This is a genomic window from Actinomadura sp. NPDC047616 (genome assembly GCF_040642915.1).
GTDB lineage: Bacteria > Actinomycetota > Actinomycetes > Streptosporangiales > Streptosporangiaceae > Spirillospora > Spirillospora miaoliensis.
Map to the genome: position 1 here is coordinate 127,846 of NZ_JBEYTB010000010.1, position 20,633 is coordinate 148,478.

A 20,633-nucleotide genomic window follows, 5' to 3' on the forward strand; every position below is an offset into this window, starting at 1 on the left:
ACATCGGACCATCCTGCCCCTCCCGGAGGAGCCGGGCGGAGACAACCGCACGGGTGGCGTGGACGTCTCCCTGGGCAAGGGGGAGATGCCGTGGGGACCGAGCACCAGATCGCGTTCTTCGTGCGAGAGATCTCAGAGGCCGATCCGCCGCGGCGTGCGGCCGCCGTCAAAGGACTGGGACGGATCGGCCGCCCAGAGCACACCGCGGTCCTCATCGCGGCCGCGCGGGACCGCGATCCCGGGGTGCGCGCGGCCGCGGCGATCGGGCTCGGCAGGCTCCTGGCGCCAACGCGCGGGGCGCCTGCGCCGCGGGACGGGCGGCGCGCCGTCGAGAGGCCGGTCCACGACCTTCTGGTCGAACTGCTGGCCGACCCGGACGCACGGGTCCGGCGCCGGGCCGCGTCGGCGGCGGACCGCCTGGAGCTGACCGGTCCGGCCGTCACCGCCGCGCTCGGGCGGCTGCTGCGCGACGAGGAGTACCACGTCAGGCTGAACGCGCTGGTCGCGCTGCGCCGGCTGGCGAGCCCGGGGACGTCGAGGCGCTGGTCGACCTGCTCGACGATCCCGCGCGGGCGGTCCGGGACTTCGCGGGCGTGGTGGTCTGGAGGGTGCTGCACCTGCGGGAACACGACGACGTCCTGCTGCCCCCGCTGTCGCGGGTGGCGCTTTCGGGCCCGGGAAGGGCACGTGCGACGGCCCTGACCATGGTCGCCCAGCGCGGCCGCCGGGACCTCGCGGTCGCCGCGCTCACCGCCGCCGAGCCGGAGGTGCGGCAGGCCGCGGCAAGGATCCTGTCCCGGGATCCGCGGCCGGAGACGGCCGACCGCCTGCTCGCGGCGCTCGACGCCGAACGCGCCCCCTCCGTGGCGAGGGTCCTGCTCGGTGTCGCCGGGCAATGCGGGGACCGCGGCCTGGCGGCGGCCGTCCGCTGGCTGCACGACCGCGACGCCGGTCCGGTCGCCGCCTGGGCGATGGGCCGCATCGGCACACCCGGCGCCGTCCGGCGGCTGCGTGCGCTGGTGGCAGGCCGGACGGCGGCGCCTCCGGCAGTGCGCGGCGCCGCCGCCCGCGCGCTGGGGGCGGCGGGCGACCGGCACAACGCCGACTTGTTCACCGCCCTGCTCCGGGACCCCGACGAAGCCGTCCGCTACCAGGCGGCACTCGCGCTGACCGAGTACGGGCGGTCGCACGGCGGCCCGCCGCCTTCGGCCGGCCCCGAGGTCACCGACCATCTCACCGAACTGTCCGGCGGCGACTCCCCCCGCGTTCGCCGGGCCGCCGCCGACGCCCTGCGCGTTCTGGATCCGGGCTGACCCGTGGCCGCCGCATCCCGCGGTCCCGCATCCCGCGGTCCCGCATCACGGACGGCGCCGGTCACTCCATCTCGAGTTCCTCGGCGTCGCTGAGGTCGTCGACCCGGATCGGTGTCCGCTGATCGAAGGCGACCGCGATGCCGTAGGGGTGGCAGATGGGGAACCGCCCCTCGGCGAAGCGTATGTGCCACTCGTCGACATAGAAGTTGAGCTGCGGAGAGTCCACCGGCAGGTCCGTGGCGCGCAGTTCCCGGTAGGGATCAATGTCCGCCTCGGCGAGGCCGAAGAAAGCCGGGTCGCCGACGAGCGTCCCGTGCATGAAACGAAGTCCGGCCTCAAGGTGACGGTCGACGTCACCGAGCACCTCGGCGACAAGGGACGGGTCGGCCTGGTCGAGCTCCTCGGTGCCTTGGAGCATTATCGTCGCCTGGACCGGCATGCCGTAGAGCGAGCTGTGCGGAGGTCGCTCGACGCACCACAGGCGCACGTCGCCAGGTCCTCGTTCGAAGATCAGCTCCCCGATGCCGGGGCGGTGCACGGAGGTCACGAGACTTCTCTCGCGTCCGCGCCCTGGGAGTCCGCCAGGTGGCGCTCCTTGAGCAGGGACTTGTGGATCTTCCCCACGGGGGTCAGCGGCACGTCGGTGGTGACGACGAACTGGCGGGGGACCTTGTAGTCGGCCAGCCGGTCCCGGCAGTAGGCGGTGAGCTCCTCGGCGGTGGGGGGCTCGGCCCCCGGCCGGGGCACCACGTAGAAGCGGCCGACCTCGCCGAGAACGTCGTCGGGCACGCCGATCCCCGCGGCCATCGCGACCTTCGGGTGCGCGGTCAGGACGTTCTCGATCTCCACCGGGTAGACGTTGAAGCCGCCCTGGATGTACATCTCCTTCTTGCGGCCGCGCAGCACCAGGTGGCCGGAGGGCTCCATCTCCACCATGTCGCCGGTGGCCAGCCAGCCGTCCGGCAGGAAGACCTCGGCGGTCTCCGCTGGCATGTCCCAGTACCCGGCGGCCACGCAGCCGCCGCGGATCTGCAGCTCGCCGGCCTCCCCGGGCGGCAGGACGGCCCCGTCCCGGCCGACCACCCGCGCCTCGAAGTCGCCGATCACCGCGCCGAGGGTGCGGGACACCGTCTCCGGGTCGTCGTCCCGGCGTGACAGGACGCACGCGCCCGACGATTCCGACAGCCCGTACAGGCCGTACAGCGACGCCGCCGGGAAGCCCCGCCGGATCGTCTCGGCCAGCGCGGGTTCCACGTTGGAACCGCCCGCTATGCAGATCCGCACCGACGACATGTCGCGGTCGGCGAAGTCGTCGCGGCCGAGCATCAGAACGTACATCGTCGGCACCGCGGCCAGGACGGTCACGCGGTGACGTTCGATCGCGCGCAGCGAGGCGTCCGGGCCGAACGCGGGCACCAGCGCCACCGCTCCCCCGCTGACCAGCGCGGTCATGATGGTGCAGGTGATGCCGCCGACGTGGTTGAACGGCAGGTGCCCGAGCTGGACGTCGCCGGGGCCCATCGCGAAGTGCTCGGCCTGCGCCGACGCCGAGGCCAGGATGCCGCCATGGGTGATGACCGCGCCCTTGGGGCGTCCGGTCGTCCCGGACGTGTAGAGGATCAGCAGCGGGTGGTCCGGGGTCACCTCCTCGCGGGCCGCCGTCAGCGCCGCCGCGTCGACGGGGGTCGCGGTCAGCTCGTCGAACGAGACGCTGCCCGCGAATCCCCCGCCGAAGAACACGTAGTCGCGCACGTCCGGCAGCTGCGCGCGGAAGCCGTCGAAGAACGCCGCGAAGTCGAAGTCGGGGACTGCGTCCACGCTGACCACCATGCGGGCGCCGCTCTGGCCGAGCATGTACGACAGCTCCCGCTCCCGGTACCGCACGTTCAGCGGGACGACGACCGCGCCGATCCGCGCGGCGCCGAAGAAGACGGCCAGCCACTGCGGCGTGTTCGGGCCCAGCAGCCCGATCCGGTCGCCGCGCCGGACGCCGCGCGCCAGCAGCCCGGCCGCGACCCGGTCGGCCAGCTCGTCGAACCGGCCGAACGTGAGGGTGTCGTCGCCGTCGTGCAGGAACGCCCCGCCCCGTTTCGCCGCGTCCGCCAGCGCGGCCCCGACCGTCATGGCTCGCATGTCGCCGTCTCCCTCGGCCATGTCCTCCCCAACGACCAACGATCGGAGCCGGTCCGCCAAGACCTCAGGACTTGCGGCCGACGCCCGCGTAGAACCAGATGCGCAGGGCCTCCTCGGGGCTCACCGGCTGCTCCGGACGCCACAGCGGCGCCCACACCAGCCCGGGGTCGAGCAGCTCGAAGTCGCCGAACAGCGCGCGCACCTGCTCGGCGGTGCGCGGCGTTCCGGGTGCGGAGGTCTTCTTGTAGACCTCGACGACCTTGGCGACCACGTCGGGGATGCCGTCGGCCGAGGCGTGCGTGAGCGCCAGGTGGCTGCCGGGCGCCAGGGCGTCGCGCAGGTGGGCCATGATGCCGGGCGGGTCGTCCTCGTCCGGGATGAAGTGCAGCGTCGCCACCAGCAGCAGCGCCACCGGCTTGCTGAAGTCCAGCAGCCTGCCGGTGTCGGGGTGGTCGAGGATCTCCTGGGGACGGCGCAGGTCGGCCTGGACGATCCGCACGTTTCCCGACCCGGCGAGCAGCGCCCGCGCGTGCGCGACGACCTGCTCGTCGTAGTCGACGTACACCACGCGGGCGTCGGGGTTCACCGAGTGCGCGATCTGGTGCACGTTCTGCTGGGTGGGCAGGCCGGTGCCGATGTCGAGGAACTGGTCGATGCCCTGCTCGGCGAGATGGCGCACCGCACGTCCGAGGAAGGCCCGGTTGGCCTTGATCGTGGACAGCAGGGTGGGATCGGCGGACATCGCCTCCTCGGCCCGCACCCGGTCGGCCTCGTAGTGGTCCTTGCCACCGAGGTAGTAGTCGTACATGCGAGCAATGTTCGGCACACTCGGGTCGAAACCCTTCGGCCGAGGCCGCTCGTCCGCCACCGTCGCTCCTCACCGGCCGTGCGTACTGACGCAGGAGTCACGGGCCACGCCGTGCGATGTTCACGATCATCCTAGTGTCAGATCGCGCCTTTCCGGCCGCACTGTTCCCACCAGTCTCCAGCGAAACACCAGCTAACCGGCAATCAGCTACATAACACCTCCAACCCAGACGGCGAATCGGTCGCGGCGCCGGTTCCTCTCCGGCGCGACGTCCACACGGACGGTGGGGCCCGGCGTGAAAGTTTTCACGGAACGCGGGAGCGGCGGAAGGGGCCGCGAGGGCGGGGGCGGGCACCTCGGAGGCGCCGGGTCGGGGGCGCTGAACAGGCATGATGCGGTTTCTGCGGCGCGGGCCCGGCCGGCGGCGGACGAGGGCGGCGGCTCGGCTCGGCGTTGACACGGGGATGGGGCGATCTCAGCATGAGGCCACTTGATCACCGCTGTGTCGATGGGACTTCCCATGCGGATTCGCCGTTTTCTCGCCGCGCTCGTGACGTCGCTTCTGAGCGCCGCCGTTCTCGTCGGCCCCGGGCATTCCAGCGCGGCGTCCGCGGCGGTCGCGGTCACCGTCAACGTCCGGGGCGGGCTGGCGACCATGCCGGAGACCGGACTCGGGATCAACGACGCGATCTGGGACTCCCAGCTCGGCACCACGGCGGTGTCCGACCTGATGAAGTCGGCCGGGGTGCGGGTCAAACGGTACCCGGGCGGTTCCTACGGCGACATCTATCACTGGAAGGACCACACCGCTCCGGGTGGATACGTGGCGCCGGACACCGACTTCGACACGTTCATGGCGTCGGTGAAGCGGATGGACGCCGAGCCGATGATCATCGCCAACTACGGCACCGGGACGCCCGAGGAGGCCGCCGACTGGGTGCGGTACGCCAACGTGACCAAGAAGTACGGCACCAGGTACTGGGTGGTCGGCAACGAGAACTACGGCAACGGCCACTACGGCGCGGCGTGGGAGGCCGACCACCACCCGGACAAGAGCCCGGCGGCGTATGCCCGCGGCGTCGTCGCGTTCGCCGACGCGATGAAGGCGGTCGACCCGGCGATCAAGGTCGGCGCGGTGCTCACCATGCCCGCGAACTGGCCGGACGCCCTGGTCGGCGAGGGCGACGCCGGCAGCTGGAACCAGACGGTGCTGTCGATCGCCGGATCGAAGATCGACTTCGTGGACGTGCACTGGTACCCGGGCGGCGGCACCGCGGCCGAGGCGCTGGCCAAGTCGGCGCACATCGACGACGCCATGTATCTGCTGCGCGGGCAGATCGACCGCTACGCCGGCGGCCGGCGCCTCGGCATCAGTCTCACCGAGACCAACGTGGGGGTCGGCCCCAACACCCAGCCGGGCGCACTGTTCCTGGCCGACGTCTACAGCGGGCTGCTGAAGAACGGCGTCTTCACCGTCAACTGGTGGAACGTGCACAACGGCATCGACAAGGTGTCCACGGTCGCCGGGCACACCGACTACGGCGACTTCGGGATGCTCTCCAGCGGGACGTGCACGCCGGACGGGTCGGTGTGCGAGCCGCCGCTCAACACGCCGTTCGCGCCCTACCACGGGCTGTCGATGATGAACCTGTTCGTCCGTCCCGGCGACCGGTTCGTCCAGGCCGGGACGGACGATCCGCTGGTCACCGCGCACGCCGCGCGCCGTCCCGACGGCGACCTGGCGGTGCTGCTGCTGAACAAGGACCCCGACAACGAGCGCACGGTGAACCTCGACTACGTCGGGTACACCCCGGCCGGCGGCGCTCCCACCGTGTACTCCCACGTCAACGGCGGCACCTCGATCACCTCCGGGCGCGACGGCGGCGCCACGACCCGGACGCTGCCGCCCTACTCGCTGACCACGCTCGTCCTGCACCCGGCGAGCAAGCCGTCCGGCGCGCCGGCCGAGCCCGGCGCCCCCACCGCCGCGCAGGTCACCGACCGCACCGCCGCGATCTCCTGGCCCGCGGCCGCCGCCGGGGACCACCCGATCGCCAAGTACGAGGTGTACCGGCAGGACGGCGCGACCAGCGAGCAGCTCGGCGAGACCGCGGGGACCTCGTTCACGGCGCGCAACCTCAGGCCCGGCACCCGGTACACCGTCAACGTGCTGGCGCGCGACACCGCGGGCAAGGTCTCCTGGGCGTCGCCTCCGCTCACCTTCACCACCGGCACGCCGAAGGACAGCACCTGCACCGTCCGCTACAGCGCCAACGGCGACTGGTCGAACGGCTACATCGCGAGCGTCGACATCACCAACACCGGCCCCGCCTCCGTCAACGGCTGGACGCTCGCCTTCACCTGGCCGACCGGATGGCAGCAGATGAACGGCGGCTGGAACGGCGCCTGGCAGCAGAACGGCCGGGACGTCAAGGTGACCAACCTCGACCACAACGCCGAACTCGCCGCGGGCGGGGGCACGGTGAACGTGGGCTTCGTCGCCGGATACAGCGGCCCGAACGTCCTGCCGTCGGTGTTCACCCTCAACGGCACCGTCTGCCACGCCGAATGAGAAGGCGCCCGTGTACGCCACGCATCCGGGGGTGCGCGCGTACACGGGCGCCGAAGGTTCTACTTGGTCAGCCCGTGGCCGTGGCCGTGGCCGGCGGCGGCCGTGCGGGCGGCGCCCGTGGTCGCGGTGCGGGTCTCGGGGCCGGGCAGGTCGCTGCTGTAGGCGTAGGTGAGGGTGGAGTGGGCGATCGCGCCCAGGTTCACCGCGAGCGCCCGGTCGTTGATGTTCGACAGGTCGTCGCACGCCTGGTGGTAGCAGTGGTCGTACGCCTCACCGGCGGTGCCGCCGAACAGCGCGGCCTCCTCGGCGGTCTTGACGCCCTCGGCGCCGGTGAACAGGCCGCCGGACGGGATGCCGACGGCGATGAACGGGCCGTAGTCGGAGCGGCCGTCGAAGTCGGTGCCGACATGGCCGAGGCGCAGGGCGTCGAAGTACTTCTCGAAGGTCTTCTCGATCTCGTCCGATCCGGGCGGACCGGCCGGGGAGCCGACGCCGTCGGAGTCGTCCCCGTCGTAGATCTTGAAGGCGTAGTTGGGCGAGGCGACCATGTCGTAGTTCAGGTAGAGCCGGATCCTGGCGCGGTCGGCCTCCGACAGGTTCGCCACGTAGTGCTCGGCGCCCAGCAGGCCGAGCTCCTCGGCGCCCCACCAGGCGAACCGCACCTTGTTCTGGGGCTGCAGCTCGGCCGTGCGCAGGGCGACCTCGAGCAGCGCGGCGCTGCCGGAGCCGTTGTCGTTGATGCCCGGTCCGGCCAGGACGCTGTCGAGGTGGGCGCCGCTCATGACGACCCGGTCCGCGCGTCCCTTCTTCGATTCGGCCAGCACGTTCCAGGTGGTGCGGTTCTCGCTCTCGGTGTCGGTCCTGACCCGCACGACGGTGCCCGCCGGGGAGGCCAGGTCCTCACCGACCGCGAAGCTGGTGCCGACCACCGGGATGGTGAGGCCGGGCTGGTTGAGGGTGCCCTGCAGGGTCTCGGTGCGGCCCGGCTGCCCCTCGTTGAAGATGATCACGCCGGCCGCGCCGGCGGCCTGGGCGTTGCGGGCCTTGTCCTCGAAGTTGCAGGTGCCGCGCTGCAGCAGCGCGATGTTCCCGGCGGTGAACGAGGCGAAGTCGGACGCCTCGCACCCGCTGGTGGAGCCGGGCTGCGGCGCCGGGGGCAGCGTCAGGTCGACGGCCTGCACGGTCGCGGTGACGTCGCCCGACCCGGAGTAGGTCATGGTGGCGAAGTCGCCGAGCGAACTGCCGTCCGGCGGGGTCGGCCGGTAGGTGGCCGGGTCCGGGGAGACCTGGTTCAGCAGCGCCGTGGACTTCTCCTGGAAGAAGGGGAACTCGAACGGCTGGACGGTCACGTTGTACCCGGCCTTGCGCAGCTGCCCCGCCACGTAGTCGCGGGAGGCGGCGTAGCCGGGCGTGCCCGAGGCGCGGGTGCCGCCGTTGGCATTGGCGATCGACTGCAGCGTCTGCAGATGCCGTTTGGCGCCGGGCGCGGTGATCGACGCCATGACGCGCCGCTGGTCGGCCGTGCCGGGATCGGCTCCGGCGGGGGCGGCCAGCGACAACGGCAGGGCGAGCGCCGCGACCGCGGTGGCGGCGCGGAACCCGGCCCGGCGCAGGTGGGCGTTCCGAGGGTGTAGACGCATTCGGCTGCTCCACAGGGGGACGAAGGGGATGGCGCTTCCCCAAGCTCGATCTCGGAACGTAGTGCCATTCCCCTGCGGCGCGCATGGCCGGAGGTGGCCGCCGACCCGATGCGGTCCACCCCGGATCCGCACCGCCGTCCGGCGGGAAGCGACGTCGCGCGCCCGCCACCGGCATTGTCGGTGGGTGCGCCTAGGCTGGGCGATCTGCTTCGGGTGGAAGGGATGCACCGGCATGGAAGACCTGGATGCGGCGGCACGGCTGCGGGAGATCTGCCTGTCCCTGCCGGAGGCGGTGGAGAAACCGTTCGGCGGTCACACCGCGCCTTCGTATCGGGTGCGGGACAAGCTGTTCGTGATGACCACCGAGGACGGGCTGACGATGATGTTCAAGGGCGGCCCGGGAGTGCAGGAGGCCCTGGTCGCCGAGGACCCGGAGCGCTTCTTCGTCCCGGCGTACGTCGGCCACAAGGGGTGGGTGGGCGCCCGCCTGAACGTCGACCAGGACTGGGACGAGATCGCCGAACTCGTCGAGGACAGCTACCGCCTGATCGCTCCCAAACGCCTGGCCGCGCTCCTCACGCAGCGCCGGGGCGAAGCCGGCGGCGCGCCCGCCACCGCCTGACGCGCACTCGTCGGGGCGCTCCTCGAACTCGCTCGGACCTGCTTCAGGAGGCGGGGTAGCCGAGGGCGCGGCGGCTCACCCCGAGGAGAAGGGCGCACAGTTCGTCCTCCTCCTCGGGGCGGTGTTCGCGGGAGAACAGCATGGAGAAGTTGCGTTCGCACATGTAGGTGAGCGTGCCGCACACGGCGCGGGCGTCGCCGAGGCCGGGCACCAGCCCGGCGGCCCGGTCCCGTTCCAGCGCCTCGGCCGGGACGTCCGCGGCTCCGCCGAAGAAGCGCCGCCAGGTGTCGCGCAGCGTCGCGTCCCGGCCGGTCTGGTCGATGATGGCGCAGATCAGGCTGCTCTTGCGCCGCCTCAACGCCGTGTCAGAGCGTCGTTATACTGCGTCCGCGATCATACGACCCCCTGGAGGCCGGGACGTGACCTTGGAGGAGCTGCGTCCGGAGGATCCGCGCGCCATCGGCTCCTACCGTCTGCTGGCACGGCTCGGCGCGGGCGGCATGGGCCGGGTCTTCCTGGGCAGGTCGCCCGGTGGCCGGACCGTGGCGATCAAGCTGGTGCACGCGGAGCTGGCCCATGATCCGGACTTTCGCCGCCGTTTCCGGCACGAGGTGCGGGCGGCGCGCGAGGTGGGCGGCGAGTTCACCGCGCCGGTCCTGGACGCCGACACCGAGTCCGACGCCCCCTGGCTGGCGACCGGGTTCATCGCCGGGCCCACGCTGCACCAGGTCGTCGAGCGGGACCACGGGCCGCTGCCGGAGTTCACGGTGCGGCGCCTGGCGGACGGGCTGGCCGCCGCGCTGCGGGCGGTGCACGGCGCCGGGCTCGTCCACCGCGATCTCAAGCCGTCCAACGTGCTGCTGACGCTGGACGGCCCCCGCGTGATCGACTTCGGGATCGCCCGCGCGGTGGACGCCAGCGTCGCGACCCGTACCGGGGCGGTCATCGGAACGCCCGCGTTCATGTCGCCCGAGCAGGTGCGCGGCGAGCGGGTCGGCCCGGCCGGCGACGTGTTCTCGCTGGGGTCGGTGCTCGCGTTCGCGGCGACCGGACGGCAGCCGTTCGCCACCCCCGACGGCGGCGTGCACGCGCTGATGATGCGGGTGGTGTCGGCCGAACCCGACCTGGACGGGATGACCGAGCCGCTGCGCTCCCTCGTCGCCGACTGCCTGGCCAAGGACCCGCGGCAGCGCCCGTCGCTCGACGAGATCGCGCGCCGGGCCGCCGAGGACGATGTCCGCCGGGAGTCGTGGCTGCCCGCCGGCTTGGTGGAGCGGCTCGGCCGATACGCCGTCCGGCTGCTCGACCTGGAACAGCCCGACGCCACCCGGCGGCTGCCGGACGATCCGGCCGGGACGCCGCCCCACCCGCAGCGGCCGCCCGCCGCCCATCCACCGCCGAGCCCGCCGCCCGGCCCGGCCGTCCACGCCGCTCCCCCGCCCCCGTTCGCGCGGCCCCAGCCCCTGCCTCCGGGCACACCGGTGCCGGGCACTGTGCCGCCCGGCGCGCCGCCGCCCGGCCACCCGGCCGCGTGGCAGACGCGGCCGACCGCCCCGGGCCGTTCGCGGCTGCCGGTCTACATCGCGAGCGCCGCGGCCGTCTTCGTCGCCGCCGTGGTCCTCGTGGTCGCGACGTCGTCCGGCGACGGCGACGGTGAAGGGGCCGTGGCCAGTTCGGAACGGCCCCGTGGCACCGCGGGAACCGGACGCGCCGCCGAGCCGCCCGCCACCCGGCAGGCATCGCCGGGCACGCGGGACGACGCCGGGGGCGACGCCGTCCCGGCCAAGCTCGTCGGCATCTGGGAGGGCGAGATCACCGGCGGGCAGACCCGCCGCATGACGGTCCGGCAGGGACGGACGGGCAGCGAGATCGTCACCACCCGCACCGTGCACGGGACCACCGAATGCCGCGGGGTGGGCGAACTGGTGTCGTCGGGCGAGCGGATGATCGTGATCCGTACCCGGGTCACCTACAGCAAGCCCAGCTACGCCTGCTCCAGCGTGGGAAAGCAGAGCCTCACGCTGGTCGGCGACGACACCGTCGAGTACCGCGCCGGCGGCTCCAGCGGCCTGCTGAAAAGGATGAGTTGAGCGGACGTGCCGTCAGGCGGGTCGGATGATCATCCGCCGGCCGGCCGCTGTTCCAGCCGTCACCCGGCATTGATCGTCCACAGGTGGACGGGCGGGCCCGCGTCGACGTCACCGCCCGCCGCGGCGAGGCGGTGGTCGTCGACGAAGACGACGGAGCCGAGGGACTCCTGTGCGCCGCGCAGGCGGCACAGGTGAAGGCCGCTCTCGATGCCCCACACGTGGACGTCGCCGTACGTGTACGCCGCAGCGAGCAGAGTTCCGTCGGGTGACAGGGCCAGGTCTTCGGGGACGTCGCGGTCCGGCTCGTCGGCGGACGGGGGCGGTGCGAAGGTGCGACCGGCGGTGAAGACGTCGTCTCGGCGGTGCCGGAGCCGGACGTGACCGGCGTGCTGGTCTCCCACGGCCAGGATCTGGTCGTCGGCGGACCAGGCCACGCAGTGACGCACCAGCGGTCCGGTGCTGACCAGTTCCTGGCGGAGCGATCCGTCGGCCGCGTCCACCACGATGACGCCCTTGGCCATGCCGTCGCAGACCACCGCCAGCAGCGTCCCGTCGCCGCTGTACCGCACGGCCGGGGCCGTTGCTCAGGGCCGTTCGGCGGCCGCGCCGGTGTCGCGCGGCGGTGCGGGGCCGGTGACGCTGATCGAGACGCCGACGCCGAGCCCGGCGAGCAGCGTCGTGGTGACGAGGAACAGGAAGAACTTGTGCATGGGGCTGGCCTTCCGTGGTCGGCTGGGCGGGACGGGACACGGCCGCTCAGGGACGCGCGGCGGCCGGTTCGGCGGGGTCGTCGCCCGGGTCCGCGGGCTCGGGGGGCTCGGTGTCGGCCGCCACGGGGAGCCCGCCGGAGCGGTAGGCGTGGCCGTCGTGGGTGACGGCGGCCGACTCGTAACCGGAGGAGGCGAGCCGCGCCAGCCACAGCAGTCCGTCGCGTCCCATGGCCAGCGCGGCGGTGGCGTAGGCGTCGGCGACGGCCAGGTCCGGGCCGGTGACGGTGACCGAGCACAGCTCGCGGGCCGGTTCGCCGGAGTGCGGGTCGATGACGTGGTGGCCGCGTTCGTAGGTGCCGGACGTGGCCACGGCCAGGTCGGTGCCGGTCACCACCCATGCCAGCCTGTCCGGCTCCCACGGATGGCGGATCCCGATGCGCCAGGCGCGGCCGGGCTCGGGACGTCCGCGGCTGCGCACGTCCCCGCCCGCGTCGATGCAATGGTTGAGGGCGCCCGCGCGGGCCAGGCGGCGGGAGGCGACCTCGACCGACCAGCCCTTGACGTACCCGGAGGGGTCCAGCCGCCCGGTGGCCCGCGCGTCGAAGTAGCCGCCGGTGCGGCGGCGCAGGGCCGCGCAGGCGTCCAGCACGGCGCGCGTGTCCGGGGAGCACTCCTCCTCCGTCAGCTCGCCGGTGTCGAGCCGGGTGATCTCGCTGTCGTCGCGGTAGGTGCTGAACCGCCGGTCCACCTCGTGCAGCCAGGCGCAGGTCTGCTCGACCAGTTCGATCAGCGTGCCGCGCGGGAGCAGGTCGGCGATCTCGATGCCGACCGCCGTGCCCATGACGTGCTCGATGTGGTGCATGCTCGGGTGCCGCCCTCCGTGCGTCCTGCGGGGTCTCGCCTGCGCCGCGGTCAAGCGCGCGCCGCCGCCAGCGCGGACTGCAGCGAGGCGGCGAACGAACGGCTGGTGTAGGTGGCGCCGGAGACGGCGTTGATCCGGGCGCTCTGGGCCTGGAGGGTCTCCTGCCGCAGCAGCGGGATGGCGCGCCGGTTGACCTGCAGCGTCCTGGCGGGCGACGTGGCGTGGGTGGCGGCGACCCCGGTGATGCGCCCGTTGGCCACCCTGATGGTGACCTGGATGGGGCCGTAGGGGTTGACCGAGGCGCCGCCCCGGAACAGGCCGTTCTTCAGCCCGTTCGCGGCGGCCGCACCGCCGGCCCCGGCGCCCGCGCCGGAACGCGAGCCGCCCGCGCCCGCCTGGCCGGGCGCGGTCGATGACCGGCCGGCCCCGGGCGCGGCGGGGGCCGCGGCACCGGGGGCGAGCTGCCCGCCCGCCTGGGCGGCGGCCTGGTCCGCTCCGGCCGCCCCCTTCCCGGCGGCGGCCGCGTCGGCCCCGAATTTCGCGGCGAGCAGCAGGGCGGTCCCGCTCAGCGTGCCGAAGACGGCCGCGGTGGTTCGGCGCATCGCTTCTCCAGGTGAACAGATCAAACCGATTCGGACAGGGAACAGGTGGTGCGGGTCAGAACTCGAACGGGTCGAGGTGGATCTGCCGGCGGCGCACCCGCAGGCGGCGCAGGACGGCGATGGCGGACTCGACCATCCCGGGCGGGCCGCACAGGTACACGTCGCGGTGGCGCACGTCGGGGACCAGCTCCCGCAGCCCCTCGGGGGTGAACAGGCGCCTCGGGCCCGGCTCGTGGCGCGAGCCCAGCACGTAACGCAGCTGGAAGCCGCGCCGCTGCGCCAGGCCGCGCAGCTCGTCCTTGAAGACGATGTCGTCGGGGTCGGTCGCCCGGTAGATCACTACGGTCTCGCCGGGCAGCTCCTCCAGCAGGGCCCGGACCGGGGCGATCCCGCTGCCGCCGGCGATGAGCAGGGCGCGCCGGCGGGTGCGGTGGTCGGCGGTGAACGTCCCCGACGGGCCGTGGACGATCACCCTGGTCCCGGGACGCATCCGGCGCAGCCCGGCGGTGTAGCCGCCGACCGCGTTCACGGTCAGCCGCAGCCACTGCTGGTTGGGCGCCGCCGACAGCGAGAACGGGTGCGACTGCCACCAGCCGCCGGTCAGGAACCGCCAGCGGAAGTACTGCCCGGCCCGCGCCCCCAGCCTGTCCAGGGCGCGTCCGCCGACGTAGATGGACACCATCGTGTCCGACTCGGGGACCACGTCGACGACGTGCAGGCGGTGCCGCAGGTTCAGCCACAGCGGCTCGACCAGGCGCCCCCAGAACAGGCAGGCGATCACCAGGGCGTACAGGCCCGTCCAGAACCAGCGGGCGAAACCGTCCTGGGACAGCTCGGACCCGGTGGCGAACTGGTGCCCGTATCCCAGGATCAGCACGGCGTAGGTGGCCAGGTGCAGCCAGTGCCACAGCTCGTAGGGCAGGCGGCGGCGCAGCGCGCGGACCGCCAGCACGCTGATCGCCACCATGATCCCGACGGCGGCGAACGCGCCGAGCATGTCCTCGTAGGTGGTGAGCAGGGTGACCGTCTGCTCGGCGATCGTCACCTGGTCGGTCAGCGCGTAACCCACGACGGTGTATCCGGCGTGCGCCAGCACCAGCACCAGCGTCCAGGCGCCCAGGCGGCGGTGCCAGCGCGTCAGGTCGTGTCCGCCGACCCACGTCTCCAGCCACGACACCCGGCTCATCATCAGGATCTGCACCATCAGCAGGTATCCGCCGACCAGGCCGGTGACCCGCCCGACCCCGGTGATGATCTCGGCCGGGGTGGTGAGGGTGACGGCGGGGGTGGCGAACACCCACAGGCCCGCGCTGGTGGCCAGCAACGCCCAGAACAGCAGGATCACCAGCAGCCGGTCGCCCGCGATCCTGGTTCCCGGCGCCTCCCCGCGCGCGGGGCGCCCGGAGCGTGTCCCGGGCCGGACCGAGCGCGGAGGGGCCGCCGTGCGGGCCGCCCGTTCCCGCTCCCGCGCGTCCCGCGAATAGCGGGGCGCCGTACCGGCCGATCCCCTTGCGGGACGGGCCGGACGCGACCTGGGATCGGCCGGACGGGCCCCGGGTTCGGACGGACGGGACAGAGGGTCGGCGGGGCGCGACAGGGGCTCGGCCAGGGGAGACACGGCGTCGGCCGTCAGCGGCATCGTCAGGTTCTGCGCGAGCGCCGGGTCGTTGCGTGCGGAGAGGGTCTCGTTGCGCGCGGACATCCCCTGGTTGCGCGGAGACAGGGCCTGCTGCGGCTCGGCGCCCAGCGGGGACCACGCGCCCTCCGGGCCCACGTCGGGCACGGGACGGCGCAGGGCCGTCCGGCGCCGGTCCCAGGAGCTGCCGTACGGTTCGCCGGCGGCACGGTGACGGTCGTCGTCCCATCCCGCGAACCCGTCGGGGTCACCGCCGTCGGCCAGGTGGGCCGCCCCGTTCCGGCTCAGACGCTCGTCCATCACCGGGCACGGGGATCGGCCGCGGGAACCGTCATGTCTGCGTGCACCTCGTCCTCCTCGACCGGAACCGCCCAGGCACGCGCACCATCGATCACCAGACGCGGCCGGCCCGGGGCCTGACGACAAGCCGTACGGCCCGGCCGCGACATGCGGTTCACCGCCGACGCCCCGGACGGGGCGGACGGGACGGGAGCGAGGTCAGCCGCGCCAGCTGTAGCGGCGTTCGGGACGGCCCGCGACGCCGTAGCGCAGGGACACCTCGGCGCTGCCGACGGCGGTGAAATGCTCCAGGTAGCGGCGGGCGCTGACCCGGGAGACGCCGGTCAGGGCCGCGCACTCGGTGGCCGACATGCTGCCGTCGGCGTCGCGGAGGGCCTGCTCGATCAGCTCGGCCGTCTCCACGCTCATGCCCTTGGGCAGGGTGACGCCCGGAGCGGGCACGGCGGCGCCGGCCAGGACGCGGTCGACGTCCGCCTGCCCCCGCACCACCGTCGTCAGCAGGCGACGGCGGCGGGCCGCGTAGCGTTCCAGGCGGGGCCGCAGGTCCTCGAACTCGAACGGCTTGAGCAGGTAGTCCACGACGCCCTGGCGGACGGCGCCGCGCAGCGTCTCGGCCTCCCGCGCCGCGCTGATCACCATCACGTCGCAGTCGTGCCCGGCCGTGCGCAGCCGCGGGATGACGTCCAGGCCGAACATGTCCGGCAGGTACAGATCGAGCAGCACCAGGTCGGGACGCAGCCGGTCGACGGCCTCGATCGCCTGCCCGCCGGTGCTGGCCGCGCCCGCCACCCGGAACGGCCGGACCCGCTCGACGAACGCGCGGTGCACCCGGGCCACCATGAAGTCGTCCTCGACCACCAGCACGTCGATCGCGCCGGTCGGCTCGCTCATCGGCGGGCTCCTTCCGTCATCTCGTCGGCCAGGGCGCGGACGGTCATGCGGGCGATGAACATGGCCCCCTCGGGCGTGTTGGTCACCGATATCTCACCGCCGTGCCGCTCGCAGACCAGGCGGGTGAGGGCCAGGCCGATGCCGCGCTCGCCCTCCTGGGCGGCCTTGGTGGTGAAGCCGTGGGAGAAGACCTCCTGGGCCAGCTCGGGCGCCACGCCGGGACCGGAGTCGCGCACCACGATCTCCACGCTGGAGGCATCCTGCCGCAACTCCACCTCCACCCAGGCATCGCCCCCGGCCCCGGACGCGGCGCCGGCGGACGCGGCGGCGTCCACGGCGTTGTCGACCAGGTTGCCGACCACGGTCGCCACGTCGGCGGCGTCCTCGGCGGCCAGGCGGTCCAGGGCGGTGCGCTCGGAGATGCGCAGCGCGACCCGGCGCTCGGCGGCCAGCGACGACTTGGCCATCAGCAGGGCGGCGACGGCGCCGTCGCGGACCCGGCGGCTGAGCGTGACGTCCAGGTCCTGGCGGTGCTGCTTGAGCGCCCGGATGTAGCGCACCACCTCCTCCTGCTCCCCGATCTGGATCAGCCCCGAGATGGTGTGCAGCTGGTTGGCGAACTCGTGGGCCTGGGCGCGCAGCAGCTCCGAGGAGCTGCGGAACGAACCGAGCTCGCGCTCCAGGTGGGCCAGTTCGGTGCGGTCGCGCAGGGTGGTGACCGAGCCGAGCACACGGCCGTCCTTCTCGACCGTCATCCGGTTCATCACCAGCACCCGGCCCCGGCGGATGACCACCTCGTCCCGCCGCTCCCCCGCCCCGTCCCCGGCGTCGTCCTGGGCTCCGGTGAGGACGTCCCGGAGCCGGCCGTCGATGCCGAGGTCGGCCAGGCTCTGCCCGACGCAGCCGGCGGGCAGGTCGAGCAGCCGCCGCCCCACCTCGTTGACCAGGGTGAGCCGGTGCTGCGGATCCAGGGCGACCACGCCCTCGGCGATGCCGTACAGCATGGCCTCGCGGTACTCGGCCAGCCCGGTGATCTCGCGCGGTTCCAGGCCGAGGGTCTGCCGCTTGACGCGCCGCGCCAGCAGCCAGGACCCGGCCAGGCCCAGCCCGCTGGCCAGGCCGAGGTAGACCAGCAGGTTGGAGGACGCGCCGCCGAGCCGCTGCCACACGGTCGGGGACTCCTCGCCGATCATGACCACGCCCAGCTGCCGGCCCAGGCTGTCGGCCGACTCGCCGATCACCGGAACCTGCGCCACCAGCTCGCGGCTGCCGCCCAGCGTCAGCTCGCCGGACCAGCCGCGGCCCGCGGCGGCGCCCGCGCCCAGCGGCATGCGCCCGCCGATCACCGTGGGGTCGGTGGCGCTGACGATCCGGCCGTCGCCGTCGGCGACGGTGACGGAGCTGACCCCCGACTGGGTCAGAGTGGACTGGACGAGCGGGGCGAGGGACTCCTGTGGCGCGGGCCGCACGAGCCGGCTGCGCACCAGCGGGTTGGCGGCCAGCTGCTCGGCCAGCGCGACGACGCGGCGTCCCTCGACCCGGTTGAAGGTGGCCTCGGACTGGGCCAGCGAGATCGCGGCGACCGCCAGCAGCACCATCACGACGATGGCGAGCTGGAGCACCAGCATCTCGCCCGCGAGACTATGACGGCGGAACGGGGCGACCACAATGAACTCAACCTTCAGTACTTACCTGATCCGGGCGGCTCGGGTGCCGAGTCGCACAATCATGACGCCCGCGGGCCGGAAGCGGAAGAGAGGGGTGTGATGGGGGGCACTGCGGCGACGCGTCCGCGCGCCCTGCTCGCCGTCTGGACGGCGTTGGTCCTGGTGGCGGCGGTCGCCTGCGGGCCGTGGCCGGGATCGGGAGCGCGGCCCGGCGCGGATCTGCGGATCATGGTGCCGAACATTCCCGGCGGCGGCTACGACACCACCGCCCGCACCGCCGCCAAGGTCATGAAGGACACCGGGATCGCCTCGGACGTGCAGGTGTTCAACCTGCCGGGCGCGGGCGGGGTGGTCGGCCTGCAGCGCATCGTCAACGAGCGCGGCAACGGCCGGCTGGCCATGCAGATGGGCCTGGGAGTGCTGGGCGCCTCGACGGTGTCGGGCACGCGGGTGAGCGTCGCGCACACCACGCCGATCGCGCGGCTGGTCGAGGAGCCGGGCGCCGTGGTGGTGCCGCGGAACTCGCCGTACCGGACGATCGGCGAACTGGTCGCCGCGTGGAAGAGGGACCCGGCGCGGGTGACGGTCGGCGGCGGCTCGGCCCCGGGCGGGCCCGACCACCTGATGTCCATGCAGCTCGCCGAGGCCGTCGGCATCGATCCCCGGCAGGTCCGCTACATGTCCTATGACGGGGGCGGCGGGGAGCTGCTGCCGGTGCTGCTGGACGGCAGGCTCACCTTCGGGGCCAGCGGGTTCGGCGAGCTGCTGGGGCAGATCCGCGCCGGGCAGCTGCGGGTGCTCGCGGTGACGTCCGACCGCCCCGCCCCCGCGCTCGGCGGCGTCCCCACGCTGCAGTCCCAGGGCATCGACCTGGTCTTTTCCAACTGGCGCGGCATCGTCGCCCCGCCCGGCATCAGCGCCGACGACAGGCGCACCTGGATCGAGGCGCTGACCGCGCTGCGCCGCACCCGCGAGTGGAAGGCCGAACTCGCCAAGCACGGCTGGATCGACGCGTTCGCCACCGGGGAGGAGTACGCCTCGTTCCTGGACGCGCAGAGCCGGGCCGTCGCCCGGTTCCTGGCCGGTCTCGACGTGGCCTGACCCCTCTTTTCGTTCGCCGGACGGCACTTCCGCGAACACACCCCGTGAACACAACGAACACAACCTCCGTTGGTTCCGGAAGCGAGACAGGCCGTTAACACGCGGGCAACATGTGGGCCACTTCACACCCCGTGATGATCAATGACGTACCGACAGGTGGTGGCATACGTGCGCCTGCGCACCCTCCTCGCGCTGCTCGGGGCCGTCGTGCTCGTGCTCGCGGGACCGCCGCTGCTGACCACCGGCAGCGGCGCCGACACCGGCACGCGGATTCCCGGCCTGCGCTTCATGGTCCCCAACACCCCCGGCGGCGGGTACGACATCACCGCCCGCACGGCCGCCAGGGACGCCGAGGACGCCGAGCTGACCCACGGCATCGAGGTGTTCAACCTGCCCGGGGCCGGCGGCACGGTCGGGCTGTCCCGGCTGGTGAGCGAGCACGGCAACGGCAAACTCGCGATGTCCATGGGGCTGGGCGTGGTCGGCGCGGCCCGCTCCAACCACAGCCCCAAGACCCTCGCCGACACCACGCCGATCGCCCGGCTCACCGAGGAGCAGGACGTCGTCGTGGTCGCCAAGGACTCGCCGTACAAGACGATCGGCGAACTGATCGAGGCGTGGCGCGGGGACCCCGGCAAGCTGCCGGTCGGCGGCGGGTCGTCCCCCGGCGGGCCCGACCACCTCGCGCCCATGCTGATGGCGCAGGCCGCCGGGATCGCGCCCAAGCGGGTCAACTACATCCCCTTCGACGGCGGCGGCGAGCTGCTCGCCTCGATCCTCGGCAACAAGGTCGCCTTCGGCGTGTCCGGCGTCGGCGAGTACCTCGACCAGATCCGGTCCGGTGAGCTGCGGCTGCTGGCCGTCACCGGCGCCAAGCGGGTGCCCGGGCTGGACGCGCCCACCCTGCAGGAGGCCGGTTTCAACGTGAACTTCACCAACTGGCGCGGCATCGTCGCCCCGCCGGGGCTGTCCGACGCCGAACGCGGCAAGCTCGTCCGGCTGTTCCAGGAGCTGCACGACTCGCCGCAGTGGCAGCAGTCGATGCGCAAGAACGGCTGGACCGACGCCTTCCTGACCGGCGAGGAGTTCGGCCGCTTCCTGGCCGAACAGGACAAGCGCGTCGTGTCCGTGCTGAAGGAGCTGGGACTGTGACCGCCACCGACACCACCGCGGCGCCCGCGGCGCCCGAACGCCGCTCGTGGCTGCGCGAGCACTCCGAGCTCGGCGTGTGCGTCCTGCTGCTGGCGGTCGGCGCGCTGACCCTGTTCGACGCGCTGACCATGAACGTCGAGATCACCCAGCGCGGCCCGGTCGGCCCGCGCACCGTGCCGATCGTGGTCGGCGCCGGACTGCTGGCCGTGGCGGCGCTGCTGGCCGTGGACGTGCTGCGCGGCGGCCGCGGCGAGGCCGAGGGCGGCGAGGACATCGACCTGTCCGAACCGGCCGACTGGCGCACGGTGCTGCTGCTGGCCGGGGTGTTCCTGGCCACGGCGGCGCTGATCGAGCCGCTCGGCTTCCCCGCCGCGGGGGCGCTGCTGTTCTGGGGCGCCGCGTACGCCCTCGGCAGCCGGCGGTTCGACCGCGACCCGCTGATCGCCGCCGCGCTGTCGCTGGTCACCTACGTCGTCTTCAACGACCTGCTCGGGGTGCCGCTGCCCGGCGGACCGCTGATGGGAGTGCTGTGAC

General features: G+C 73.3%; 20 protein-coding genes. 8 read left to right on the forward strand and 12 right to left on the reverse strand.

Translation table 11 applies throughout. The features are described from left to right. The first annotated feature begins 90 nt into the window (after positions 1 to 90). Both ABZ801_RS24010 and ABZ801_RS24015 read left to right on the forward strand, forming a co-directional pair. On the forward strand, positions 91 to 702 hold the full coding sequence (locus tag ABZ801_RS24010) for a HEAT repeat domain-containing protein (RefSeq protein ID WP_360701484.1): 612 nt from the start codon (positions 91 to 93) through the stop codon (positions 700 to 702). After that, a complete protein-coding gene (locus tag ABZ801_RS24015; protein ID WP_360701487.1) occupies positions 594 to 1,313 on the forward strand; it encodes a HEAT repeat domain-containing protein in 720 nt (239 codons plus the stop codon). Before ABZ801_RS24010 ends, ABZ801_RS24015 begins: the two co-directional genes overlap by 109 nt. Positions 1,314 to 1,374: 61 nt before the next feature. Here ABZ801_RS24015 and ABZ801_RS24020 read toward each other — a convergent pair whose 3' ends face one another. Genes ABZ801_RS24020 through ABZ801_RS24030 form a run of 3 tightly spaced genes read right to left on the reverse strand, consistent with a single transcriptional unit; the run spans position 1,375 to position 4,314 of the window. After that, positions 1,375 to 1,860, reverse strand: coding sequence for a hypothetical protein (locus tag ABZ801_RS24020; RefSeq protein WP_360701490.1), 486 nt, complete (start codon positions 1,858 to 1,860; stop codon positions 1,375 to 1,377). Next, positions 1,857 to 3,467 carry an AMP-binding protein gene (locus ABZ801_RS24025; protein WP_360701493.1) on the reverse strand — a complete coding sequence of 537 codons (1,611 nt, stop codon included), beginning with the start codon at positions 3,465 to 3,467 and terminating at the stop codon, positions 1,857 to 1,859. Before ABZ801_RS24025 ends, ABZ801_RS24020 begins: the two co-directional genes overlap by 4 nt. Positions 3,468 to 3,510: 43 nt before the next feature. After that, complete coding sequence (locus ABZ801_RS24030; protein ID WP_360701496.1) at positions 3,511 to 4,314, reverse strand: SAM-dependent methyltransferase; 804 nt, start codon at positions 4,312 to 4,314, stop codon at positions 3,511 to 3,513. A gap of 490 nt (positions 4,315 to 4,804) precedes the next feature. On the opposite strand from ABZ801_RS24030, the gene ABZ801_RS24035 reads away from it, so the two are divergent. Beyond that, entirely contained in the window at positions 4,805 to 6,826 is a 2,022-nt protein-coding gene (locus tag ABZ801_RS24035) for a cellulose binding domain-containing protein (protein ID WP_360701498.1), read from the forward strand. 59 nt (positions 6,827 to 6,885) lie between these two features. Here ABZ801_RS24035 and ABZ801_RS24040 read toward each other — a convergent pair whose 3' ends face one another. After that, a complete protein-coding gene (locus ABZ801_RS24040) occupies positions 6,886 to 8,466 on the reverse strand; it encodes a M28 family metallopeptidase (RefSeq protein WP_360701501.1) in 1,581 nt (526 codons plus the stop codon). Between the two features lie 232 nt (positions 8,467 to 8,698). Between ABZ801_RS24040 and ABZ801_RS24045 the strand changes: the two genes are divergently transcribed. After that, positions 8,699 to 9,088 (forward strand): MmcQ/YjbR family DNA-binding protein, encoded by a 390-nt coding sequence (locus ABZ801_RS24045; protein ID WP_360701503.1) that lies wholly within the window; start codon positions 8,699 to 8,701, stop codon positions 9,086 to 9,088. A 43-nt stretch (positions 9,089 to 9,131) separates the two neighbouring features. Here ABZ801_RS24045 and ABZ801_RS24050 read toward each other — a convergent pair whose 3' ends face one another. Next, positions 9,132 to 9,446: a hypothetical protein gene (locus ABZ801_RS24050; RefSeq protein WP_360701506.1), complete on the reverse strand. Its 315-nt coding sequence runs from the start codon at positions 9,444 to 9,446 to the stop codon at positions 9,132 to 9,134. Positions 9,447 to 9,507: 61 nt separating this feature from the next. On the opposite strand from ABZ801_RS24050, the gene ABZ801_RS24055 reads away from it, so the two are divergent. Beyond that, positions 9,508 to 11,178 (forward strand): serine/threonine-protein kinase, encoded by a 1,671-nt coding sequence (locus ABZ801_RS24055; RefSeq protein WP_360701508.1) that lies wholly within the window; start codon positions 9,508 to 9,510, stop codon positions 11,176 to 11,178. A gap of 59 nt (positions 11,179 to 11,237) precedes the next feature. Here the strand turns inward: ABZ801_RS24055 and ABZ801_RS24060 are convergent, their stop codons facing one another. The 7 genes from ABZ801_RS24060 to ABZ801_RS24090 form a co-directional block, all read right to left on the reverse strand. After that, positions 11,238 to 11,747: a WD40 repeat domain-containing protein gene (locus ABZ801_RS24060; protein WP_360701511.1), complete on the reverse strand. Its 510-nt coding sequence runs from the start codon at positions 11,745 to 11,747 to the stop codon at positions 11,238 to 11,240. 15 nt (positions 11,748 to 11,762) lie between these two features. Beyond that, on the reverse strand, positions 11,763 to 11,888 hold the full coding sequence (locus tag ABZ801_RS24065) for a hypothetical protein (RefSeq protein WP_360701514.1): 126 nt from the start codon (positions 11,886 to 11,888) through the stop codon (positions 11,763 to 11,765). A 46-nt stretch (positions 11,889 to 11,934) separates the two neighbouring features. After that, positions 11,935 to 12,750: an FAD:protein FMN transferase gene (locus ABZ801_RS24070; protein ID WP_360701517.1), complete on the reverse strand. Its 816-nt coding sequence runs from the start codon at positions 12,748 to 12,750 to the stop codon at positions 11,935 to 11,937. Positions 12,751 to 12,800: 50 nt separating this feature from the next. After that, positions 12,801 to 13,352, reverse strand: coding sequence for an FMN-binding protein (locus ABZ801_RS24075; RefSeq protein ID WP_360701519.1), 552 nt, complete (start codon positions 13,350 to 13,352; stop codon positions 12,801 to 12,803). 55 nt (positions 13,353 to 13,407) lie between these two features. Next, positions 13,408 to 15,288: a ferric reductase-like transmembrane domain-containing protein gene (locus tag ABZ801_RS24080; protein ID WP_360701522.1), complete on the reverse strand. Its 1,881-nt coding sequence runs from the start codon at positions 15,286 to 15,288 to the stop codon at positions 13,408 to 13,410. Positions 15,289 to 15,486: 198 nt separating this feature from the next. Then, on the reverse strand, positions 15,487 to 16,179 hold the full coding sequence (locus ABZ801_RS24085; RefSeq protein WP_344946688.1) for a response regulator: 693 nt from the start codon (positions 16,177 to 16,179) through the stop codon (positions 15,487 to 15,489). Continuing rightward, complete coding sequence (locus ABZ801_RS24090) at positions 16,176 to 17,807, reverse strand: ATP-binding protein (RefSeq protein ID WP_360701525.1); 1,632 nt, start codon at positions 17,805 to 17,807, stop codon at positions 16,176 to 16,178. Before ABZ801_RS24090 ends, ABZ801_RS24085 begins: the two co-directional genes overlap by 4 nt. A 138-nt stretch (positions 17,808 to 17,945) precedes the next feature. Between ABZ801_RS24090 and ABZ801_RS24095 the strand changes: the two genes are divergently transcribed. The 3 genes from ABZ801_RS24095 to ABZ801_RS24105 all read left to right on the forward strand — a co-directional run bounded on the left by ABZ801_RS24095 (position 17,946) and on the right by ABZ801_RS24105 (position 20,632). Then, positions 17,946 to 18,947 (forward strand): tripartite tricarboxylate transporter substrate binding protein, encoded by a 1,002-nt coding sequence (locus ABZ801_RS24095; RefSeq protein ID WP_360701527.1) that lies wholly within the window; start codon positions 17,946 to 17,948, stop codon positions 18,945 to 18,947. Between the two features lie 159 nt (positions 18,948 to 19,106). After that, positions 19,107 to 20,099, forward strand: a complete 993-nt coding sequence (locus ABZ801_RS24100) for a tripartite tricarboxylate transporter substrate binding protein (protein WP_360701529.1) — start codon at positions 19,107 to 19,109, stop codon at positions 20,097 to 20,099. Further along, complete coding sequence (locus tag ABZ801_RS24105; protein WP_360701532.1) at positions 20,096 to 20,632, forward strand: tripartite tricarboxylate transporter TctB family protein; 537 nt, start codon at positions 20,096 to 20,098, stop codon at positions 20,630 to 20,632. Before ABZ801_RS24100 ends, ABZ801_RS24105 begins: the two co-directional genes overlap by 4 nt. Position 20,633: the final 1 nt, after the last annotated feature.